16 protein-coding genes and 1 pseudogene are annotated in these 20,472 nt (G+C 47.4%); 12 read left to right on the forward strand and 5 right to left on the reverse strand.

Translation table 11 applies throughout. The features are described 5' to 3' along the window. The first annotated feature begins 184 nt into the window (after positions 1 to 184). Entirely contained in the window at positions 185 to 358 is a 174-nt protein-coding gene (locus tag H6F98_RS14210; RefSeq protein WP_206759653.1) for a hypothetical protein, read from the forward strand. Between the two features lie 39 nt (positions 359 to 397). Here the strand turns inward: H6F98_RS14210 and H6F98_RS14215 are convergent, their stop codons facing one another. From H6F98_RS14215 to H6F98_RS14230, 3 genes are all read right to left on the reverse strand, one after another. Next, entirely contained in the window at positions 398 to 994 is a 597-nt protein-coding gene (locus H6F98_RS14215) for an antibiotic biosynthesis monooxygenase (RefSeq protein WP_192219356.1), read from the reverse strand. A 255-nt stretch (positions 995 to 1,249) separates the two neighbouring features. Beyond that, a complete protein-coding gene (locus H6F98_RS14220) occupies positions 1,250 to 3,142 on the reverse strand; it encodes an amidohydrolase (protein WP_192219357.1) in 1,893 nt (630 codons plus the stop codon). A gap of 474 nt (positions 3,143 to 3,616) precedes the next feature. After that, complete coding sequence (locus H6F98_RS14230; protein WP_192219358.1) at positions 3,617 to 4,285, reverse strand: hydrolase; 669 nt, start codon at positions 4,283 to 4,285, stop codon at positions 3,617 to 3,619. Between the two features lie 888 nt (positions 4,286 to 5,173). Here H6F98_RS14230 and H6F98_RS14235 point away from each other — a divergent pair. The 4 genes and pseudogenes from H6F98_RS14235 (at position 5,174) to H6F98_RS14245 (ending at position 7,839) form a co-directional block, all read left to right on the forward strand. After that, positions 5,174 to 6,157 (forward strand): zinc-binding alcohol dehydrogenase family protein, encoded by a 984-nt coding sequence (locus tag H6F98_RS14235; protein ID WP_192219359.1) that lies wholly within the window; start codon positions 5,174 to 5,176, stop codon positions 6,155 to 6,157. 17 nt (positions 6,158 to 6,174) lie between these two features. Then, positions 6,175 to 6,354, forward strand: a complete 180-nt coding sequence (locus tag H6F98_RS14240; RefSeq protein WP_192219360.1) for a XapX domain protein — start codon at positions 6,175 to 6,177, stop codon at positions 6,352 to 6,354. 27 nt (positions 6,355 to 6,381) lie between these two features. Beyond that, positions 6,382 to 6,657, forward strand: a pseudogene (locus tag H6F98_RS34075) (alpha/beta hydrolase); the annotation flags it as partial. Then, complete coding sequence (locus H6F98_RS14245; protein WP_313929874.1) at positions 6,631 to 7,839, forward strand: alpha/beta fold hydrolase; 1,209 nt, start codon at positions 6,631 to 6,633, stop codon at positions 7,837 to 7,839. The pseudogene H6F98_RS34075 and the gene H6F98_RS14245, both read left to right, overlap by 27 nt. Before the next feature lie 602 nt (positions 7,840 to 8,441). On the opposite strand, the gene H6F98_RS14250 is transcribed toward H6F98_RS14245, so the two are convergent. Both H6F98_RS14250 and fabG read right to left on the reverse strand, forming a co-directional pair. Beyond that, positions 8,442 to 8,726: a hypothetical protein gene (locus H6F98_RS14250; RefSeq protein ID WP_192219362.1), complete on the reverse strand. Its 285-nt coding sequence runs from the start codon at positions 8,724 to 8,726 to the stop codon at positions 8,442 to 8,444. A gap of 77 nt (positions 8,727 to 8,803) precedes the next feature. Further along, positions 8,804 to 9,499, reverse strand: a complete 696-nt coding sequence (gene fabG / locus H6F98_RS14255) for a 3-oxoacyl-ACP reductase FabG (RefSeq protein ID WP_192219363.1) — start codon at positions 9,497 to 9,499, stop codon at positions 8,804 to 8,806. Between the two features lie 772 nt (positions 9,500 to 10,271). Here fabG and H6F98_RS14260 point away from each other — a divergent pair. The 7 genes from H6F98_RS14260 (at position 10,272) to H6F98_RS14290 (ending at position 20,467) form a co-directional block, all read left to right on the forward strand. Next, positions 10,272 to 10,841 (forward strand): NADPH-dependent FMN reductase, encoded by a 570-nt coding sequence (locus H6F98_RS14260; protein ID WP_192219364.1) that lies wholly within the window; start codon positions 10,272 to 10,274, stop codon positions 10,839 to 10,841. 106 nt (positions 10,842 to 10,947) lie between these two features. After that, positions 10,948 to 11,085 (forward strand): hypothetical protein, encoded by a 138-nt coding sequence (locus H6F98_RS14265; protein ID WP_192219365.1) that lies wholly within the window; start codon positions 10,948 to 10,950, stop codon positions 11,083 to 11,085. A 444-nt stretch (positions 11,086 to 11,529) separates the two neighbouring features. Beyond that, positions 11,530 to 13,605, forward strand: coding sequence for a transketolase (gene tkt, locus H6F98_RS14270; protein ID WP_192219366.1), 2,076 nt, complete (start codon positions 11,530 to 11,532; stop codon positions 13,603 to 13,605). A 169-nt stretch (positions 13,606 to 13,774) separates the two neighbouring features. After that, positions 13,775 to 16,651 carry a bifunctional transaldolase/phosoglucose isomerase gene (locus H6F98_RS14275; protein ID WP_192219367.1) on the forward strand — a complete coding sequence of 959 codons (2,877 nt, stop codon included), beginning with the start codon at positions 13,775 to 13,777 and terminating at the stop codon, positions 16,649 to 16,651. Between the two features lie 127 nt (positions 16,652 to 16,778). Further along, entirely contained in the window at positions 16,779 to 17,807 is a 1,029-nt protein-coding gene (gnd, locus tag H6F98_RS14280; RefSeq protein WP_192219368.1) for a phosphogluconate dehydrogenase (NAD(+)-dependent, decarboxylating), read from the forward strand. Then, positions 17,804 to 19,336 carry a glucose-6-phosphate dehydrogenase gene (zwf, locus tag H6F98_RS14285; protein ID WP_192219369.1) on the forward strand — a complete coding sequence of 511 codons (1,533 nt, stop codon included), beginning with the start codon at positions 17,804 to 17,806 and terminating at the stop codon, positions 19,334 to 19,336. Before gnd ends, zwf begins: the two co-directional genes overlap by 4 nt. A gap of 216 nt (positions 19,337 to 19,552) precedes the next feature. Beyond that, positions 19,553 to 20,467 carry a Cof-type HAD-IIB family hydrolase gene (locus H6F98_RS14290; RefSeq protein ID WP_192219370.1) on the forward strand — a complete coding sequence of 305 codons (915 nt, stop codon included), beginning with the start codon at positions 19,553 to 19,555 and terminating at the stop codon, positions 20,465 to 20,467. Positions 20,468 to 20,472 lie beyond the last annotated feature (5 nt).

Here is a 20,472-nt window from a genome sequence, read left to right on the forward strand (position 1 = left end):
GCGGCGAGACATCTATTCTCAACAAGCCTGTCAATAAGCTGATATCTTTGTGTCGAGCAATGGAGGAGAAACCTTGATTCATCAAGCTTTTAGCTTACTCGTCACCCCTTCAGAATATAGCCTTTACGTGATGGATTATGGTGCTCACAGTGGATATCGCATTGCGGCTAAATATCCAGAGTGAGTGCAGGCATTGATTGTGCAAAACGGCAATGCTTACGAGGAAGGTCTACGGGAGTTTTGGAACCCGATCAAGACATACTGGCAAGATCGTTCTCCTGAGAATGCTGACAAGCTCAGACCCTTTTTCACACTAGACAACAAAATGGCAGTACATCAACGGCGTCCGCAATCCTGAAACGATCAGCCCGGATAACTGGAATAAATTCGTCAGGGCTTACGCAGGTGTCACACGAGATCGCGGATATAGCCATCGATACATTAGGCGTGTCAATTGAGGCATGATCAAATAGGTGAGGCAAGCCACGACGAACGCATTGCCAATGGTTAAACTAATCAGCCAGGGTAGGTTAGACAAAAGTGGTGAAACAAAAGTTCTGACTAGAATGGTCATGATTTCAACCCCCAGCCAGGTTACCAAAAACATTTTGTAGCGAGGCGGTGGAGACTTCAGCGGCTTGTCGGATAGGGTAAACCAGGCTTCTAGACCAGTCAGGGTTTGCACCGCTTCAGGCTTTTCGATCAGCGGTTGCAATCGCTCAAGCCATTCTCGCCGAGTGTCGGATTCCATCCACTTTTTCAAATGGTTGTAGTGGTCAAATCGAACAATGACGACATATTCAGGCTGAGTACGATCGCAGGGGCGGATCACACTAATTCCTGAGTGCCCTTTAAATTTGTGGGCAGCTTGAGTAATGCCGTGTAGCCATTCCTCGTATCCCTGCTCCCGTCCTGGTCGGACAATATGCGAGATGACGGCAGTTACCTGATGGTTTTCTTCATCTGTGCCACTTGTCAACGGCGGTTCCAGCATAAAATTAACCCTTAGTCATGGTTTACCAATAAGCGATCACGTCTTTCAAGACCGATTGAGCATTGGCGATCGCTTATGCATGTGCATCATCTCCACCGCATAAGATTATCGCCGTGGATGACTTGAATATCAGTGATGCCGATGAATCCAAAAATGAGCCGCAGATAGGGTTTTTGCATATCGTAGGCATGATATTGCTTCAGCACTTCCCCCTACCCCTTATCTCCAGAGGTAACCCCTCCTTCCCCTTTAACCTCAAAATGCAAAGCACGCACAACCCGTACTGCCCCAAAAGCTAGACAGTCCTCCCCATACATTCATTGCAGACGATGCCAGATTGCAAGCCGGTTTATGCACGGGTTGATGAATTGCCGCACAAACAGAGGTGCAGATGTGGGAAGTCGAGGAAAATGCTGCTACTGGGGTTTTGGCGTAGCCTCCATAGGCTGCAACAGGAGACCACTCAGGCATAATAGGAAGCGCAGGTGGCGACAAATCTGTGAATTCTTCAGCCCCGTACACGGGCTTACCACCCATAATCGTCAGAACTGATTCTAGGCTCTTGATGTGCTCTTCTGGAATGGAGAAATAGTCTTCGGAAAGTACAGCTAAGTCAGCGTATTGTCCGGGTGAGATCGCTCCCTTCTTCCCATCTTCAGAGGAGAACCAACTGCTGCCAACGGTATAAAGCCTCAAGGCTTCCATCCGATCCATGCGGTTCTTTTCTGGATAAAGAGGGGTTCCACCAACCGTCTTACCACTGACAAGCCAGTAAAGGGAAACGAAGGGATTGTAGGATGCTACCCGTGTTGCATCAGTGCCACCACCAACCGGCACTCCCATCTCTAGCATCCAGGTAATGGGAGGTGTTCGTTGAGCGGCTTCCTTCCCGTAGCGATCGATAAAGTAATCTCCCTGAAATGCCATGCGGTGCTGAATCGCAATGCCGCCCCCTAGTGCTTTCACCCGTTCAATGTTGCGATCACTAATCGTCTCTGCATGGTCGAAGAACCAGTGCAAACCATCAAACGGAACCTCGCGATTAACTTCCTCAAACACATTCAGGAAGCGGGTAATGGATTCATCATAAGTAGCATGTAGGCGGAAGGGCCAACGGTTTTCTGCCAATAGCCTCACCACATCCTTCAATTCTGTCTCTAAAGAAGGTGCCAGATCGGGACGGGGTTCCAGAAAGTCTTCAAAGTCAGCAGCCGAGAAAACGAGCATCTCACCTGCCCCATTCATCCGGTAGAATTCATCCCCGTCGCCTGGTTTGGTCATCTTTACCCACTTGACAAAATCGTCTTTTTCCTGTCTTGGGCGCTGAGTAAATAGGTTGTAGGCGATGCGGACAGTGAGCTGTCCTTGTTGATGAAGGTCATTAACAATCTGGTAGTCTTCAGGATAGTTCTGGAATCCACCACCTGCATCAATGGCGCTAGTAATTCCAAGCCGATTCAGTTCGCGCATGAACTGCCGCGTCGAGTTGAGCTGTTGCTCGTAGGGCAGCTTCGGTCCCTTCGCCAGGGTGGCATACAGAATCATGGCGTTGGGTTTGGCAATCAGCATTCCGGTTGGATTCCCTCGACTGTCATGCTGAATGAAGCCTTCTGGTGGATCGGGTGTGTCTTTGGTGTAGCCAACAACTCGCAGTGCTGCTCGGTTGAGTAGGGCGCGATCGTACAGGTGTAGGATGAACACAGGTGTGTCTGGTGCAGCTTGATTGATTTCATCCAGAGTTGGCATCCGGCGTTCGGCAAACTGGAACTCAGACCATCCACCCACTACTCGTACCCATTGGTTAGGTGGTGTGCGCCGTGCTTGTTCGCGCAACATGCGTAATCCCTCAGCCAGTGATGGCACCCCATCCCACCGCAGTTCCATGTTGTAGTTCAACCCACCTCGAATTAGGTGGAGGTGGGAATCATTGAGTCCAGGAATGATAGTTCTTCCCCGTACATCAATCACTTGAGTATTGCTGCCTCGATACGCCATCACCTCTTTCTCGGTGCCAACCGCAATGAAGCGACCATCTTTAATCGCGGTAGCAGAGGCGAAGGAACGTCGCTCGTCTTGAGTTGCAATGCGTCCATTCGTGATAATCGTATCAGCCGTTAAATTATTACTGGAATTAGGTTTAGCAAACATATAATTCTCCTAAGTGAGGCTTACCACTGTGCCAGCCTGGTTTTTAGAGAAGATTGGGCATTGGCAATCGCCTGATTTCGGGCTTCATCTCCCATCGCTAGACTATCTGCGTGGATCGACTCAATATCCGTAATGCCGATGAAGCCAAACGCTAGCCGTAAATACGGCTCCTACATATCGTAGGAATGCATTGGGGTATCCTGAGGATAGGAGCTACCTCGGACTGTAATCAGGAGCATTTTTCTGCCCTTCACTAATCCTTTCGTCCCAGATAGTCACAAACTCTTTCGTGAGCATTCCTCCGCTAGATAGAGCGATCACCCCGTGGACTGGCATCAATGTGTAGAATCTGTGCCATCTATTGCTTTCCTACAAGAAATTTGAGTGGTGACTTAAAGATGTAGCCAAGGACGAAGGGAAAAAGGGGAACAGAGAAACCAGAAAAATTCTCCCTTTCCCTTCTTCCTTTCCCTTTTAAGACAGTGCTGTAGCCAACTGTGGTTGTGCCCCAGCTTCGCTGGCATGTTCCCCAAGAATTGACTTAGCGTACCGGACGCCAATTCCATAGGCAGAGTGGGCTTTCAGGATTTCCATACAGCCGTCATAGGTTGCTCCCCGTGCCCAGTCGCGTTGCCACTCAAACATTACTTGCAAAGTAGTCATTGGCACAGCATCCGCTTGAATCGCCCGCTGGATAGCACACTCATGCGCTTCAACGGAGATGTCGCCACAGGCATCAGCAGCAAAATATATTTCATAGCCATCTAGAATAGCGCTGATGGCAGGAAAGGCAACACACACTTCTGTCCATAGCCCAGCCAGCACAATCTTCTTGCGCCCAGTTTTCTCGATCGCTGCCTTGAAATGTGGGTCTTCCCAAGAGTTCATGGTGGTGCGATCAATGGGAACTTGATCTGGAAATACTGACTGAATTTCGGGCAATAGATCGCCGCTAAATGTTTTTGATGCAACAGTTGTAAGTACCACAGGTACATTAAAGAGCTTAGCGGCTTTTGCCAAAACAACTGCGTTATTAATAATTGACATGCGCTCGTGGGAGGCAACACCAAACATCATTTGGGGTTGGTGGTCAATCAGAGCGACGACTGATTCGTCTGGAGTGAGCAAGGTGTGAATAGTCATGCAAAGTTTCTACGATTGTTGACGTTGAATTGAATTAGCTAACAGCTCACTAGAAATCCGGATTAAGGCTAGTAAGCAGGAGCATACCCATTAGTTGCAAGGTTTACTTCGATGTAATACCGAGATTGAGCAGTATGAGCTGCCTATCTATTCCTAAATAACTCTGGAAAGGACTAATCAATTCCTGTTGGGTAACTGCATCTAGTTTTCATGTTTTGAACAGGTTTGGCTAGGCAAGATTGATAAGTTAAGAGCAACTTAAGTAGTTTGGGTCTTGATTCCCGTAAGGTAAACACAGCCAGCGAGCTTGACACTCAATAAATTGAGAATTTGTGCGATCGCATTTACTTCAGGCACAGTAAAAGTCAATATCTTGACTAAAGTCGGTTAGTAGGCGTTAAAGATCGCGATCGCGCAGTAAATTGCCAAAATGCTATTGTGGATACCTTTGTGTTGGCATATCTGGGCTTCGCAGCGCTCGGCTGAGCGCTCAAAGTCGAAGCCTCACGCCGAAGTCAGCGCTTCGCTATCGCAAACCCCTCCCTGAAGGTGAGCCATTTCTACAGTTCTCTCAATCAGGCGCAAATATAGCGGAGCTGACACTAGCCGCAAAGTAGCTATTCAAAACCTTGTCTGACAATGGCTTGAGCTACATCATAGATAAGGGCGCAATATCCTTGCATGATCATGCACAGATTCATACAATCAACTGATTTCACGAGAAATTTCCCCACATTTTTGGGGGGCAAGTTTCAATTCGCGCAGGAAGTCTACTTCATTTCTTGTACCTAAGTTGACTGTTAACTGGCTAATCTTAACTGGTTTCAATCGAATGAAATTAAATAACATAGTCTAGCTGAGGGTGACCACCCATTACCAGGAGTAACCATGCTGGCTGTTCGCATTGACCATTTTGGACCTCCCTCTGAACTTTTGATTCAAGAATTACCGAAGCCTAACCTGGCATCAGACGAAGTTCTGGTAGAGGTTCACGCGGCAGGAATTAACCCCAGCGATGTGAAGAATGTTTTAGGCAATATGCAGCATACTACTGTGCCTCGCACACCAGGTCGGGACTTTGCTGGAATTGTAGTAGAGGGTCCACAGAGTCTGATTGGTACTGAAGTTTGGGGTACGGGTGGCGATATTGGCTTCACTCGCGATGGTACCCATGCCCAATACATCGCCTTGCCGAAGGAGGCAGTCACCCCCAAGCCTAGAAATCTCTCTATACAAGAGGCAGGGTCGATTGGAGTAACCTACGTGACGGCTTGGTCGTGTATTGATGCCGCACAACTTGCCGCAGGAGAAACGGTATTGGTGATTGGAGCAACGGGTGGTGTCGGCAGTGCCGCGATGCAAATTGCCAAATGGAAGGGAGCGCATGTGCTGGGAACTGTACGACGAGAAAGCGATCGCGACTTAGCCCAGCAATCGGGTGCAGATATTGTGATTAATTTAGCAGATAAAGAGCTTTCCGAAGCGGTTCTGGCAGCGACCGATAGCAAAGGCGCTTCGGTCATTTTAGATACGGTTGGTGGACCAATGTTTGAGCCATGCTTGCAATCACTCGCTCACAAGGGTCGCCTAACTGAGATTAGCTCTCCTGCTAAGGAGCGGCGAGTCAGCTTTGATTTAATCGATTTTTACCATCGAGAGACAAGATTGTTTGGTGTCGATAGTCGGGCGTTGGATGCTCGTGCTTGTGCGTCCATTCTGGGAAGGCTTACTCTCGGTTTTGAAGCAGGTGCCCTCCGTCCCCCTGTCGCCGGAATCAACCGTTATTCGCTTCAGGACGCGATAACGGCATATGGGCAAGTTCTCAATCGAAGTGCAACTGGGAGAGTGATGCTTGCGCCCAATTCTATATAAGGTAAGAGGTCTAAACTATGGAGTTTATTAAAGTGGCTGGAATGGCAATCCTTGGAGGCTGGATTATCGGTGTGGTGTTTGCTTGGTTGAAGCTACCTGCTCCGGTTCCTCCCTTATTAGGGTTAATTGGAGCAGGTGCAGTGTTATTTGGAGGATATTGTTATGAGTTAGCCTTTAAACTCATTTTTAAGCATTAAGTTAGTCTGTAACTTGGCAAAGTTACTGACGAATTCCGATTCTACGCCAAGCGTGCCAACCCACAGCAACTGGCTCAATTTAAGACTTTGCTTTCACGACGGTTTGAGGTTAGCCCTACCTTAGTATCTCAGTTCACCTACTCGCCGTTGGGAGAAACAGTAATACACCGTCTAGGGGAAATATTTCAGACGGACTCCAGACAAAATGGCTTCTATGCCTTACGCTCTGCTATGATTTTGGCGGCAACCGACCCGGAAGGCTTGACGGTTTTGAACGTGCTGCGTCGGTTTCCTTCCCGTAGTGTTAGGCTGAACTTAAACCGTAGCCTGAATATTATTCATAGCTCTTCAGAACTGCTCGAACAGCGAGAGGCAATTGTTGGGGCAATCCAGAAAGAAGCGATCGCAGAATCATCTGCTCAATCCCCAGTTGATTTCTCACAGCAACCCGATTTGCGGCAGAAGGGAGCGTTTCATTGGCAGCAACAAACGTTGACGTTGGAAGATAAATCGCGGCATCGCCGTTTACCCGTGGATCTTTACCTGCCTCAACTACCTGGCAAGCAACTGGTTCCCGTAATTGTCATCTCCCACGGTATGGCTGGAGATCGGACAACGTTTGCTTACTTGGCTCAATATTTAGCGTCTCACGGTTTTGCTGTTGCTGTAGTGGAACATCCAGGTATTAGCAGCCAACGGTTCCAGCAATACTTTGCAGGGTTGGCAAGTTCACCAGAACCGATGGAGTCGATTAACCAGCCGTTGGATGTGAAGTATGTGCTGGATGAACTGCAACGTCGCTCCCAGTCTGACTTGGTGCTTCAGAATCGATTAAATCTTCAGCAAGTGGGTGTGATTGGGCATTCGCATGGTGGGTATGCGGCGTTGACTTTAGCAGGAGCAACGATTAATTTTGAGCTGCTGCGGCGAAATTGCGAACGCGATAATTTCCTGAATATGTCGCTGTTGGTACAATGCAAGACGGCTGGATTGCCACGTATTAATTATCCCCTACGGGATGAACGGGTGAAAGCTATTATTGCCGTTAATTCGCTCAGTAGTAGCATCTTCGGGGAACGTGGATTGAGTCAAATTCAAGTTCCAGTGATGTTGGTTGCAGGTAGTAAAGACGTGGTTACTCCGGCTGTACCCGAGCAGATTCGCCCTTTTACGCGGCTCACTACTCCAGAACGATATCTGGTCTTAATCGAAAACGGAACACACTTTTCCGTGCTTCCAGAAGGCACTTCTAGTTCTCGGATCATACCTGTTCCAGCAGAAATGGTGGGACCAGATCCAGCGATTGCTCGTTCCTATCTCAGTACTCTCAGCGTGGCTTTTGTGCAAAGGCATCTGGCGAATCGACCCGACTATCATTCCTATCTGTCTGCATCCTATGCTAAATTTGTCAGCCAACCGCCACTCAACCTAAATTTGGTGCAATCCTTGACAACGGCTCAGTTAGAGCAAGCTGTAAAAAGATAGGGAAGGTGGGAAAGATGAAAGCCATGCCAGAAGCAAAACCTAATCCATCTATCATCAGCACTTTAAATCCGTCTGCATTTGATTACAGCAGATTGCAAGTAAATAGAGTACACACAATAAATTGCATCAACGAATTCTGATTTGCCAGCAAACTTCCTATGTAGAGGAATTTTCTATTCTTTTTTGTGTGTGCAGTTCATGGGGAGTCTTGCACCAAGCCCTCAGAATGAAATTCTAGGGCTATTGCATTCCTTGTCCGCCGCCGGAGCTTTAGTGAGGACGGACTAACCGAGAATCAGCAGTTTTCCTAATCTGCGTAGGCAGGTGCGTGTTTGTGTAGCTGCGGTTTCAACCGCCAGGTGCAAGATGTCAGTATGTTTAATTCTGCGGTTACATTTTCTCTAACTATGAGCCAGTTGCGTAAGTCCTGGTTTAGTAAATGTGATCGCTGGCATCAGTTAAGCAGTGAATAACAAGTTAGAATATGTAGCAACCAGCTAGGACAATCCTAACTGGTTGCTAACTAGTTATAGCGAATTAACTAGTTATTGGAAACCCGCTTAAGTAGTTGGTGGGTTCTACTGCTGAGGGAAACAATAGCGCTACTTGATTTCGGCAGGATCGAATTCGGTGACTCGTCCTAGTCGGGCAGCCAAAAAGACATCGTAGGTTGCACAATAAGCAATGGTGACATCCGAAGCTTTGTTATAGAGATGGACGACTGTGCCAGCTCCTCCTGGTTGGAGTGCAATCGGTTGCAAATCGCCAAAAAATAGACGGCGAATCGTGTCTCCACTGCCTAATTCATCTCTTAACTTTTGTAGCAGAGCAAGTTTCTTCTCAATGGTTGGGGGCGTTGGATTTGCTGGGTCAGCTGATAGATGCATGGCTACAATTCCTCCGTAATTTTTACAGTGATACCCGTTGGCGTTCTAGAAGTGAAGAAAATCGATTCTTGAGAGCATTAAGCACTGCCGTAGACGGGAACGGCTGCCCCTCGAACATCTTGAGCTGCTTCAGATGCTAAGAAACAAATAACTTGAGCTAAAGATTCAGCTTTTACCCAGTTGTGCGCGTTCTCAGCTCCAAATGCTACTCGATTGGTAGGGGTATCAATAATGCTGGGTAGAACCACATTGGCTGTAATGTTGGTTCCCTTGGTTTCATCAGCTAGAGCCTTGGTCAGGGCAACGACTCCTGCTTTGGAAGCACTATAAGCTGCGAGTTGTCCGCTTGGTTCTACAGCCCCCCGCGAGCCGACTGTGACAATCCGTCCATACCCATGCTCTAACATACGTCGTAGACTATGCTTGCAGAGTAAAAAGGTTGTGTTGAGATTCAACCCAAAGTCCCGTTGCCAATCAGCAAAAGGATACTCATGGGTTTTACCAAGCGCAAAACCCCCAACCAGATGAATCAACACATCGACTCGCGGCATATCATCCACTAGATGTTGAACAGCTTGCTCATCTTGCAGATCAGCAGGAGTAAACTGGATTCTGCTCTGATCGGCAGGGGAGATAGCTTCTTTGAGCCGCACTGTTTCTTCCGCTTTGCGATAAGGCACTGTGACGAGCGCACCTTGTGCCAGTACAACAGGAGTGACACCCAAACCCAACCCGCCAGTACCCCCTGTCAGTAACACATACTTGTCTTTCATTGTTACTCCACAAACTACATCTTTATTCTTCAACTGTGATTTGATTTAGAACAGTCAAGTTTTTCAAGTTAAGAAGCAATTTAAGTGGGTTGCATACTAATGCTTTTCAAAAATGCCAGAATACGATCGCCAATGGCTGCCTTTCGAGAATGATCATCAAGTAAACCCCGTGCTGATCTGTTTGGAAGCCTGTCGTTGCTGTAAGCAAACGTGCAGTACCCTCCTTCAGGCGCTAAATTGATTGGTAAATCAACTGTTCACTGAGTTACTGGAACTTTTCCTGCATAACTGATAGGCTTTGACTTGAAATAGTCGATGTTTTGAGTCAACACCTCAACCAATCCCCCATCATCGGAGACATTGGCAGCGGTACAGTGAGTAAAGAAGGGAAACCCAAGGGTTTATTTTATGGCACCCTAAAACCTGCGGCTTAAGAAGGCATTGGGCTTCCAAACCTTTAAGCACCTTTGCCGAAACATTAGAGACATTTCGGACAGGATGTCTTTTCATGCCAGTGGAGTGGTTGACCCAAAATCGGAACGTATTCTTCGCGAACATCGATACTTTGGGCTTGGTTTTGGATTGAAATCTGTCTAAGTCCCGTTAAGTTGAAATTAAGTTAGTATTTTCGTGATCTTTCTTGAGTGTTCTCAACATTACTCAAAGCTAGATACTAATTCATACAAGAAGGAGATTAACAAGAATCCTTCTCTTCTAGAACACCCTAATTGAGAGAATACTGTTGTAGAGATACTTCACCAGGAGCAATCTCATGGACACAAACCGACCTATTTTTATTCCGGTGATTTTGGGTACATCTCGTCAGGGTCGTATGAGCGAACACGTTGCCAAGTTTGTGGTGGAAGAAGTCGCCAAGCGTGAAGGTGTCGAGACAGAACTCATTGATATTCGCCAAATTCTGATTTCGACAACAGACGCAGGTGAATCTATCAAAGACCCTAAATTTTCTGCAACTGTGATGCGAGCCGATGCACTGATTATTGTGGTGCCAGAATACAACCACGGCTATCCAGGTCTACTCAAGCATGTGTTGGACACCAACCTCAAGGAATACATTCACAAAGCGGTTGGGATTTGTGGTGTTTCAGCGGGTTCCTTTGGCGGTACCCGCGTCATTCAAAACCTATTACCAGTGATGAGGGAGTTGGGATTGGTGACAATCTTCTGGGATGGCAACTTCTCTAGCATCCAAACGATATTTGATGAGTCTGGCAAGCTTTTGGAGGAAGCTTACATTAGAAGACTGGATAACTTTATCAAAGAATTGATTTGGATGGCGAAGGTGCTGCAATATGGGCGGCAGAATATAGCGTTAGAATAACGCGCTGCCTCAGAAAATGCCAGTCATGAATCTTGTTTCCGTTATTAATGACAATAGAGGCTTTATGTCAACAGAAAAAATGAATTGCCCTAAATGCGGGACTCAGATGAATCACCACGCCGACAAGGCTGGCCCTAGCGCCACGTTGAGCGAGTCGGAGACGGTCGATCCTGAACTTGCAGGTATTCTCGAAGTTCATGCCTGCCCAACCTGTAAGAATACAGAGCTTCGGAAGGCAGTTTGAGGTGACATCTCAGGTTTTTCATTCGATCCTTAAAAACCTCTCATTTACAGCAGATTGCAGTTTTATGAAGTACAGGAGCAGCAGTTTGTAAACCAGTTTCGTAAATGTTTAGGATTGACTAAATCAAATGCAATAGCGATAAGAGTATCAACTATTTTGGTTGTGGTAGGAGAAAGATGGCAGTCTTTAATTCAGTACCATTCGTCTTAAGTTGTTGTTTAACTTAGCAATGTTGAGTTGTTAGAGATTGGATCGTGTTGCACACTGCTATAAGTTGTTGTTCTTGGATATCTGCAACATCAATCATCAATAATGAGCAACGTATTTAGCCAGTAGAATCTTTCATTTTCAAAAAGCATTAGCACAAATTAAAAATTTACGCTTAAAAGCGTTTAGTTTACATTGCTAATTCTTTCTATAAATCCTTAAGAAGGAGAGAAAGCAGTGATTTCCCAAACTCAAGTTTCAAATCAAACAAAACTCGATGAGCTATGCGTTAACACGATTCGGACTTTATCGATGGATGCTGTGCAGCAGGCAAACTCTGGGCATCCAGGTACACCGATGACATTAGCTCCAGTTGCTTACTGTTTGTGGCAGCGATTTTTACGGTTCGACCCCAATGATCCAATCTGGGCAAATCGCGATCGCTTTGTTTTATCGAACGGTCACGCCTCAATGCTGCTGTACTCATTGTTGTATTTGACGGGTGTTAAAGCTGTCAATGCTAAGTACGAACAATTTGGTGAACCATCCGTCACGCTTGATGATATTAAGCACTTCCGTCAACTGGATAGCAAATGTCCTGGACATCCTGAATATCGCTGGACTTCTGGTGTTGAAACGACCACAGGCCCGTTAGGACAGGGCGTAGCAACCAGTGTCGGTATGGCGATCGCTAAACAGTGGATGGCACAATACTTTAACCGTCCCGGTTTTAGCCTATTTAATTATGATGTCTATGCTCTTACTGGTGATGGCTGCATGATGGAAGGAATTTCCAATGAAGCCGCTTCCCTAGCTGGACATCTTAAACTCTCCAACTTGTGCTGGATTTACGACAACAACCACATCACAATTGAAGGACACACCGACTTAGCCTTTAGTGATGACGTTGGCACTCGCTTTCTGGCTTACGGTTGGAATGTAGTTCGTGTGGTCGATGCGAATAACTTGGATATGCTAGAACAGGCATTTCAAGCATTCAAAGATACGAAAGATAGACCAACTTTAATCATTGTTGATAGCCATATTGCTTATGGTGCTCCACACAAACAAGACACCAGTGCAGCCCACGGAGATCCGCTAGGGGAAGATGAAATTCGATTAACCAAGCGAGGCTACGGTTGGCCAGAAGATGCCAAATTCCTGGTTCCTGATGGAGTTAAAGAGCATTTTCGGGCAGAACTAGGACGACGGGGACATACACTACGCCAACAGTGGATGCAAACTTATACAGAGTACGCTGCTCAGTATCCAGAACTAGCCGATCAGCTCTACAAGATGCAGCATCGTCAGCTTCCCGATGGTTGGGAGACGGCACTACCAACGTTTCCTGCTGATGCCAAAGGACTAGGCGGACGGGATGCATCTGCAAAGGTGCTGAATGTGATCGCTCAACAAATTCCCTGGCTGATTGGCGGCGCTGCTGATCTGGCTCCTTCGACCAAAACACGTCTCACCTTTGAAGGCGCAGGTGATTTTAGTGAACGCGATCGCAGCGGACGCAACTTTCACTTTGGCATCCGTGAACACGCAATGGCGGCAATTCTTAACGGACTCTCGCTCAGTAAAGTACGTGCCTATGGCTCCGGGTTCTTCATTTTCAGCGATTACTGCCGTCCCTCGATTCGACTCAGTGCGTTGATGGAAATTCCCGTCATTTACATCTTCACGCATGATTCGATCGGCGTGGGTCAAGATGGACCGACTCATCAACCTGTCGAACAATTGGCTTCTCTACGAGCGATTCCAGGGCTGATTACCCTACGACCTGCGGATGCCAACGAAGTTGTGGAAGCATGGCGAGTGATTATGCAGTTGCAGCATCAACCTGCTGTGCTGGTGTTGAGTCGGCAGGCATTACCGACATTCGATCGCACTCGGTATGCAGCCGCATCGGGTTTGGCTAAAGGAGCTTATATTTTGGCGGATGCCGAGGATGGCAAACCCGATGTGTTGCTGCTGGCAACTGGAAGTGAAGTTTCACTCTGCATTGAAGCGTATGAACAACTCAAGACCGAAGGAATCAAAGCGCGGGTAGTGAGTATGCCTTCATGGGAATTGTTTGAGCAGCAAAGTCAGAACTACCGCGACAGTGTGATTCCGCCTGTGGTGACTGCCCGTGTCTGTGTGGAGCAAGCCTCAACGTTTGGTTGGGGTGAGTATGTCGGTTCTAGAGGAGGGCGTATCGTTATGCATACGTTTGGTGCTTCAGCACCTCTCAAAGAACTACAACGTAAGTTTGGCTTTACCCCTGACAAAGTGGTTGCCGCCGCAAAAGCCCAGTTAGCTGGCTGACATTACAGCAGTAAGCTCCTTAGCTGTCAGTTTTTTTGTTTTCCTGGCTTTGTCTAGAGACAAGGGAGAAACGATCGCTGAAAATCCAAAATCATTCCGTAACGGGAGAAACGTCTAGATTCTCGATTATTTCTCCAGCTTCAATAATTCAATTTAAGGATGTGAACTAATGGTTACTGTGCAAGTACAGACGAAGAATCCTTTGCAAGCATTACAATCTTATGGACAGTCTGTCTGGTTAGACTATATCCGTCGTAGTTTGATTAGCAGTGGTGAACTGCAACACTTAGTTGACGAAGATGGTTTGCGGGGCGTAACCTCGAATCCTTCCATTTTTGAAAAAGCGATCGCTGGTAGTACCGATTACGATTCGGCTTTAACCGCCAGCGAGCAAAGTCACGATAAGGATGTCATGTCGCTGTATGAGTCCTTTGCGATCACGGATATTCAAGCAACCGCAGATGTCTTGAAACCGATTTACGAGCAAACCAATCGGCGTGATGGCTACATCAGTCTTGAGGTTTCTCCTTATCTAGCAAACGATACACAACAAACCATTAAAGATGCCCGCCGACTGTGGCAAGCAGTTGATCGTCCTAACCTGCTGATCAAAGTGCCTGCTACGCCTGATGGAATTCCTGCTATTCAACAGATTATCAGTGAAGGCATTAATGTAAACGTCACGTTGCTATTTTCTCAAGATGTTTATGAACAAGTTGCGAATGCCTATATCACTGGATTAGAGTTACTAGCGGCAAAAGGGGGAGATATCAGCCGCATTGCTAGCGTTGCTAGTTTCTTTGTCAGTCGGATTGATAGCGCTGTTGATAACCAGATTACGGCTCAACTCAAAACTGCTACCGATCCGGCTCAACGGGATTTGCTCAGAAGCTTACTAGGTAAAGTTGCGATCGCCAATGCCAAACTTGCATATAAGCACTATCAGGACATCTACCAATCGAGCAGATGGCAGAAATTAACGAATCAAGGCGCACAAACCCAACGCCTGCTGTGGGCAAGTACAGGAACAAAGAATCCTCAATACAGTGATGTGCTGTATGTCGAGCAACTTATTGGTGCTGACACCGTAAACACGATTCCGCCAGCCACGTTATCCGCTTTTCGCGATCATGGACAACCTAGTTCCAGTCTGGCTGAAGACATTGATGGTGCCCAAGAGACATTGTTGAAGCTACAGCAATCGGGGATATCCTTGCAACAGGTTACAGAACAATTGTTGGCAGAAGGGGTACAGCTTTTCACTGATGCATTCGATCAGTTGTTGAGTGCGGTTGAGAAAAAACGAACCGCGATTCTTGGAAACAAGCTTGATTGCCTAACCTACAAACTTCCTGAAACACTGAACGCTGATGTTCAGACTGCTCTAGACGATTGGCAAAAGAACGGTAAGATTCGTCGATTATGGGCACAGGATGCCTCACTTTGGACAGGCAGCGATGAAAATAAATGGTTGGCTTGGCTTGGCATCACCGAAGACCAACTGGCGCACATTGATCATCTCAAGCAACTGGCGCAAGAGGTGCAAGACCTAGAATTCTCCCATGTGTTGCTACTGGGGATGGGTGGTTCTTCACTCTGCCCGGAAGTGATGAAGCTGACGTTTGGTAAAGTAGAAGGCTTTCCAGAACTTCTGGTGTTAGATTCCACCGATCCGGCTCAGATAAAAGCGATCGAGAGCCAGATCGACTTGACTAAAACTCTGTTCATTGTGTCCAGCAAATCTGGCAGCACACTAGAGCCAAATATCTTCAAACAGTATTTCTTCGATCGCGTACAGCAGATCCTGGGTGCAGAGTCAGCAGGCAACCGCTTCATTGCCATTACTGACCCCGGTTCTAAGATGCAACAGGTGGCAGAAGGGGACGACTTCCACCGCATCTTTTTCGGTGTACCAGGTATTGGTGGTCGTTACTCTGCCTTATCCAACTTTGGGATGGTGCCTGCGGCGGCGATGGGTGTAGATGTCGCAAAATTTTTGGATGCGGCTGAGGAAATGGTGCATTCTTGCGCTCCATCAGTTCCAGCAAAAGACAACCCTGGAGTGGTGTTGGGAACTATTCTAGGCGTACTAGCAAAGCAGGGACGAGACAAAGTAACGCTGATTGCCTCACCAGGCATTGCAGATTTAGGCGCATGGCTAGAGCAATTACTGGCAGAGTCAACAGGCAAGGATGGCAAAGGATTGATTCCAGTTGATCGAGAACCGTTAGCAACATCAGACATATATAGGAGTGACCGTATCTTTGCCTACATCCGCCTAGAATCTGCTCCTGACTCAGCTCAAGATGCAGCGGTTGAAGCATTGGAGGAGGCAGGACAACCCGTTGTGCGGATTGCAATTGCCGATTCCTACCGACTCGGTCAAGAGTTCTTCCGTTGGGAAATTGCCACAGCAGTCGCAGGTTCCATTATTGGCATCAACGCCTTTAACCAACCGGATGTGGAAGCAAGTAAGCTTGTTACCCGACAGTTAACAACTGAATATGAGAAGACTGGAAAACTGCCACCCGAAAGCCCAATCCTAACAGCAGATGGAATTCAATTATTCACTGATTCCAAAAATGCAGCAGAACTGACAAAGGCTGTTGGAAATTCTCAATCTCTGGCTGATTACCTTCGTGCCCACTTGAATCGACTGCAAGCTGGAGATTATTTTGCACTGCTTGCCTATATCGAACGCAATGATGTGCATCAAGAGCAATTACAAGTGATTCGAGAAAAAATTCGGGATACCAAGCGAGTTGCAACTTGTCTGGGCTTTGGTCCTCGCTTTTTACACTCAACCGGACAGGCTTACAAAGGTGGACCAAATAGCGGTGTATTTCTCCAAATTACCTGTGATGATGCCATTGACCTCCCCATTCCTGAGCAGAAATACACGTTTGGAGTTGTGAAAGCGGCTCAAGCACGGGGAGACTTTCAGGTTTTAGCAGAACGCGATCGCCGTGCGTTGCGAGTGCATCTTGGCAAGGATGTTCAGGCAGGTTTAGCTGTCCTCAAAAACGCGATCAAGCAAATTCTCTAAGGACGTTCTGTAAGGTAAGGCAGTTGGTAAGGAATTGTTGAATGCTGCAACAGCACTGACCAAATCTTTGCCCCTAAACAGGACGTATTTCAAAAAATTGAGAATCACGTACACGTAGGAGAAAGCTATGCAACTTGGTGTAATTGGTCTAGGACGCATGGGCGCGAATATCGGCCGACGACTGCTACGAAACGGGCATGATTGCGTTGTGTTCAACCGCACACCTGATAAAGTGAAACAGCTTGCATCAGAAGGGGCGAAAGGGGCATACACGCTCGACGATTTTGTCCTAAAGCTCGACAAACCTAGGGCAATTTGGTTGATGGTACCTGCGGGAGATCCAACCGAGGAGATGCTGACAGAACTCACTCCAAAGCTAGACCCCGGCGATATTTTGATTGACGGCGGCAACTCGTACTACATTGACGACATTCGACGAGCAAAATTGCTGGAACCGAAGGGCATTCACTACGTAGATGTAGGAACGAGCGGTGGAGTGTGGGGGCTAGAGCGGGGCTACTGCATGATGATTGGTGGATCAGAAGCTGCTGTTGGGTACCTCGATCCGATTTTCAAAACGCTAGCACCCGGACTGGGCAACATTTCTCGCACACCCGGTCGGGAAAAAGCGGATGGCACATCAGAGCTAGGCTATTTGCACTGTGGTTCCAATGGTGCTGGGCACTTCGTCAAGATGGTGCACAATGGCATCGAATATGGCATTATGGCAGCGTATGCAGAGGGACTCAACATTCTGCAACATGCTAACGTGGGCAAACAGCAGCGGGCTGCTAGTGCGGAAGCAACTCCGTTACGCGATCCAGAGCACTACCAGTACGACTTCAATTTGCCTGACATTGCCGAGGTTTGGCGACGTGGCAGTGTGATTGCCTCCTGGCTGTTGGACTTGAGTGCGATCGCTCTCCTCGACGATCCGCACCTTGCCAAGTTTGCAGGGCGGGTATCTGATTCTGGCGAAGGACGCTGGACGATTACCGCTGCGATCGATGAAGGAACGCCTGCACCCGTCCTTAGTGCTGCTCTCTATCAGCGGTTTAGCTCTAGAGGGGAGGATGAATTTGCCTCTAAGTTGCTGTCCGCAATGCGCTATCAGTTTGGCGGACACATTGAAGAACATGCGGAGATTACATCATGACCGTTGCAACCGCCGTCAACTCTGATTTGGCTACAGCCTCAGTTCATCCAGCCGGACCTTGTGCGATCGTCATCTTTGGTGCTGCTGGAGATTTAACCAAACGTCTGCTGATGCCTGCTCTCTACAATCTGGCACACACCAATTTATTGCCAAAAGACTTTGCGATTGTCGGAGTGGCTCATACCTCGATGAGTCAGGACGATTTCCGTCACAAGCTGCGTCAGGAGATACAGGAGTTTGCCACTGTTTCGGTTGACAACCAGCTATGGCAGCAACTTGAGCAACGTCTCTATTATTTATCGGGTGAGTTTCAAGATCCCAACACTTACCGTCAACTGCAAAACTTGTTGCAGCAAGTTGACCAAGAGTGCGGCACTCAGAACAATTACCTCTATTATCTGGCAACGTCCTCTAATTTTTTCTGTGACATCATTTCACAACTGGGTGCGACGGGACTGGTTCAAGAAACAGAAGAATATTGGCGACGAGTCATCATCGAAAAGCCATTTGGACATGATCTTGAATCTGCACGCGCATTAAATAAGAACATTGGCAGCGTACTAAAGGAAAGCCAGATTTATCGCATCGATCATTACCTGGGTAAAGAGACGGTTCAGAACATCCTAATGTTTCGCTTTGGCAATAGCTTGTTTGAATCCGTGTGGAATCGTCACTACATTGATCATGTGCAGATTACGGTGGCTGAAACGGTTGGAGTAGAAGGCAGAGGTAATTTCTACGAAGGTACGGGTGCCGTGCGCGATATGGTGCAAAATCATTTGTTTCAATTGTTGTCAATGACCGCAATAGAACCACCCGTTTCATTTGACGCGGATGCTGTTCGAGATGAAAAATCGAAACTGCTAAAAGCAATTCAACCCTTAACTCCTGAAGACGTGCTAACTCATACGGTGCGAGGGCAGTATGGTGAGGGAATCGTTAAGGGGAAATCGGTTCCTGCTTATCGCTTTGAACCACGGGTTGCTTCAGGCTCTAACACTGAGACTTATGCCGCCTTAAAGCTCACGATTGATAACTGGCGTTGGGCAGGTGTGCCGTTTTACCTCCGAACCGGGAAACGGTTGTCGAAGCGTACCACTGAGATTGCGGTTCAGTTTAAGCAGGTTCCCTCACTGGTGTTTCGTCAAACTTCAGTCGATCAATTAACGCCCAATTTTCTTGTCCTCCGCATTCAACCCGACGAAGGAATTAACTTCCAATTTGGCGCAAAAATTCCTGGTCCAACAGTGCAGATGGGCAGCGTGAATATGGATTTCTGCTACGCCGATTACTTTGGCACAACCCCTAGCACAGGCTATGAAACGTTGCTCTATGACTGCATGATTGGCGATGCAACGCTATTTCAGCGATCGGACAACGTGGAATTGGGTTGGAGTGTAGTTACCCCAATTCTGGATGTTTGGAGTGCATTACCAACACGAGAGTTTCCCAACTATGCGGCAGGAAGTTGGGGACCGAAAGAGGCTGACGAACTGCTCCGGCGCGATGGTCGGCAATGGCGAGAGTAAGCCAGGACTTACGCAGTTAAATAAATCTCGCCCCCTAGCCCCTCAACTTTGGGGGGAACCGGAATTCAAAGTCCCCCAAAATTGGGGGATTTAGGGGGCAAGTGCGTAACTCCTGTGCTTAAGAAAAATCAGAAGTGAAACGGTATCAATCAGTATCCGGTGTTAGATGCAGACCAATAAATTGAACACCAACAATCAACAACCAGGCTTTTTATCATGAACCCAATAAGTTCTCCCAAGTCATCTAAAATTTCACTGCTGCTAGCAGATGTAGATGGCACACTTGTAACTAAAGAGAAAATCCTAACCGAGCGCACCCGTGCTGCTATTCATAAACTTTGGGATGCAGGCATTCGCTTCACAATTACCAGTGGTCGTCCACCATTAGGGATGAAAATGATTGTGGATGCCCTGAAGTTGACAGGACCGATCGCGCCATTTAATGGTGGTCTGTTTGTCTATCCTGACTTCTCAACGTTGGAGGAAAACGTCTTACCCGCAACAACTGTTCAAGAAGTCATCAAGATGATTACCGCCCACCATCTGGATGTTTGGATTTATCGAGGAAAGGATTGGTTTGTGCACGAGCGGCATGGTCCTCATGTCGATCGCGAAGAGTGGACGGTTAAGTTTCCACCTACGGTTGTTTCTAGCTTTGATGGTTTGTTCGATAACGTTGTCAAAGTCGTTGGCGTTAGTGATGACCTGGATGCTGTTGCTAAGTGCGAAACAGATGTTCAGCAGGCGTATAGTCAGCAAGTTCGCTGTCAGGCAGGAGCCAGTTCGGGTGGTGGTGAACAGGTATCTGCGGCGCGATCGCAACCCTACTACCTAGACGTGACACATCACCGCGCCAATAAAGGATTTGTAGTCGATCGCCTCTCACAACTGCTCGGAATCCCCAGACAGGAGATTGCCACTATCGGAGATATGCCTAATGATGTCCCGATGTTTGAACGAAGTGGATTGAGCATTGCAATGGGGAATGCAAGTGTAGAAGTGCAGCAGCAGGCACAGTATGTAACGACTTCCTATGAAGAGGAAGGTTTTGCCAATGCGGTTGAATGGTTCATTTTAGGCAATGGCAATGCAGCAGAAATTCCCAAGAACCTCTTTCGATCAACGGTCTAGGCTTT

Origin of the sequence: Microcoleus sp. FACHB-SPT15 (assembly GCF_014849525.1) — a bacterium.
In the GTDB taxonomy this organism is placed as follows: domain Bacteria; phylum Cyanobacteriota; class Cyanobacteriia; order Cyanobacteriales; family Coleofasciculaceae; genus Symplocastrum; species Symplocastrum torsivum.

Coding starts and splice junctions, on each gene's coding strand:
- H6F98_RS14215 (WP_192219356.1), bottom strand. CDS start 994: ATGCTGGAACCGCCGTTGACAAGTGGCACAGATGAAGAAAACCATCAG.
- gnd (WP_192219368.1), top strand. CDS start 16,779: ATGCAACTTGGTGTAATTGGTCTAGGACGCATGGGCGCGAATATCGGC.
- zwf (WP_192219369.1), top strand. CDS start 17,804: ATGACCGTTGCAACCGCCGTCAACTCTGATTTGGCTACAGCCTCAGTT.
- fabG (WP_192219363.1), bottom strand. CDS start 9,499: ATGAAAGACAAGTATGTGTTACTGACAGGGGGTACTGGCGGGTTGGGT.
- H6F98_RS14275 (WP_192219367.1), top strand. CDS start 13,775: ATGGTTACTGTGCAAGTACAGACGAAGAATCCTTTGCAAGCATTACAA.
- H6F98_RS14235 (WP_192219359.1), top strand. CDS start 5,174: ATGCTGGCTGTTCGCATTGACCATTTTGGACCTCCCTCTGAACTTTTG.
- H6F98_RS14250 (WP_192219362.1), bottom strand. CDS start 8,726: ATGCATCTATCAGCTGACCCAGCAAATCCAACGCCCCCAACCATTGAG.
- H6F98_RS14240 (WP_192219360.1), top strand. CDS start 6,175: ATGGAGTTTATTAAAGTGGCTGGAATGGCAATCCTTGGAGGCTGGATT.
- H6F98_RS14230 (WP_192219358.1), bottom strand. CDS start 4,285: ATGACTATTCACACCTTGCTCACTCCAGACGAATCAGTCGTCGCTCTG.
- H6F98_RS14290 (WP_192219370.1), top strand. CDS start 19,553: ATGAACCCAATAAGTTCTCCCAAGTCATCTAAAATTTCACTGCTGCTA.
- H6F98_RS14265 (WP_192219365.1), top strand. CDS start 10,948: ATGAATCACCACGCCGACAAGGCTGGCCCTAGCGCCACGTTGAGCGAG.
- H6F98_RS14220 (WP_192219357.1), bottom strand. CDS start 3,142: ATGTTTGCTAAACCTAATTCCAGTAATAATTTAACGGCTGATACGATT.
- H6F98_RS14260 (WP_192219364.1), top strand. CDS start 10,272: ATGGACACAAACCGACCTATTTTTATTCCGGTGATTTTGGGTACATCT.